The organism is Streptomyces sp. NPDC107581, from assembly GCF_055657175.1.
The window spans coordinates 1-1,470 of the sequence record NZ_JBVKBH010000066.1; the positions used below are offsets into that span (position 1 = coordinate 1).

At 72.1% G+C, this 1,470-nt stretch carries 1 protein-coding gene; it reads right to left on the minus strand.

Going from position 1 to position 1,470, the window contains the following annotated elements; all coding sequences use genetic code 11:
- Positions 1-1,470, minus strand: a 1,470-nt coding sequence (locus ACZ7P3_RS42570; RefSeq protein ID WP_472090057.1) for a beta-ketoacyl reductase, incomplete at both ends; no start/stop codon positions are given.

The window sequence follows — 1,470 nt, forward strand, 5'->3', positions numbered from 1 at the left end:
CGTATCCATCGTCACCGCCGGCCCCTCAAGACCGAACGTGTACGACAACCGACCCGACAGCACACTCGTCGCATTCCCGGTCATCAAATGCCCGGCGATACCTTCGAACTCCGCCTCGTTCTCCAGGCCGATGTCCGCGTACCCCGACCAGTAGCCGCCGACGAAGGCACCGGTCTGGCTGCCGCGCAGCGACACGGGGTCGATGCCGGCCCGCTCCAGCGCCTCCCACGACGTCTCCAGCAGCAGCCGCTGCTGCGGATCCATCGCCAGCGCCTCACGCGGGCTGATCCCGAAGAACCCGGCGTCGAACCCGCTCGCGTTGTGGACGAAGCCGCCCGCCTGCGTGTACGACGTCCCCGCGAGCTCGGAGTCGGGGTCGTAGAGGGACTCGATGTCCCAGCCGCGGTCCTGCGGGAACGCCCCGATCGCGTCCGAGCCCGAGGCCAGCAGTTCCCACAGCTCCTCGGGGCTGGCCGCACCGCCCGGGAACCGGCAGGCCATGCCCACGATCGCGACCGGCTCGTCCGCCACCGCGGCCGTAGTCGTGGCGTTGGGCGCCGCTACGGCCGGCAGGTCACCGGCCACTTCCGAGCGCAGCAGTCCGGCCAGCGCAATCGGGGTGGGGTAGTCGAAGACCAGCGTGGCCGGCAGCCGCAGTCCGGTCTCCGCCTTCAGGCGGTTGCGCAGTTCCACCGCGGTGAGCGAGTCGAAGCCCAGGTCGGTGAAGGCGCGGCCGGCCTCGATCGCCTCCGCGGAGGCATGCCCGAGCACCGCGGCGACGTGCGCACGCACCAGATCCAGCAGCACCCGGTCCCGCTCCGCGGCCGACACCGACGCCAGCTGACGCCGCAACGCCTCCCCTGCACGGGCTCCCGCGCCTGTGCCGGCTCCCGAGGCGGCCGTACGCCTGGCGGACACACCCGCCAGCGCGCGCCACAGCGGAGGTATCTCGGCGCCGCGGGCGGCCTGTGCCCGCAGCCCGGTCACATCCAGGCGGGCAGGTACCAGTACCGCTTCGTGCCGGGCCAACGCCACGTCCATGACGACCAGGCCCTCTTCGGCGCCCAGCGGGCCGATGCCGGAGCGGTCGATGCGGGAGAGCAGCCGTTCGCCCAGGTTCCGGCCGATGCCGGCCTCGTGCGCCCACGGACCCAGTTGCAGTGACAGCCCGGCGAGGCCGGCCGCCTGCCGGTATCCCGCGAGGGCGTCGAGGAAGGAGTTGGCCGCGACGTAGTTGCCCTGGCCGGGTGCACCGAGCGTCGCCGCCGCCGAGGAGAACGAAACGAAGTTCTCCAGGTTCAGATGCGCGGTGAGTTCATGCAGGTGCCAGGCCGCGTCGACCTTGGGCCGCATGACCGCCGAGAGCCGCTCCGGAGTCAGCGTCGTGATGATCCCGTCGTCGATGATCCCCGCCGCGTGGAAGACCGAGCCCAGCGGGCAGTCGGCCGGCACAGCCTCCAGCACCGCGGC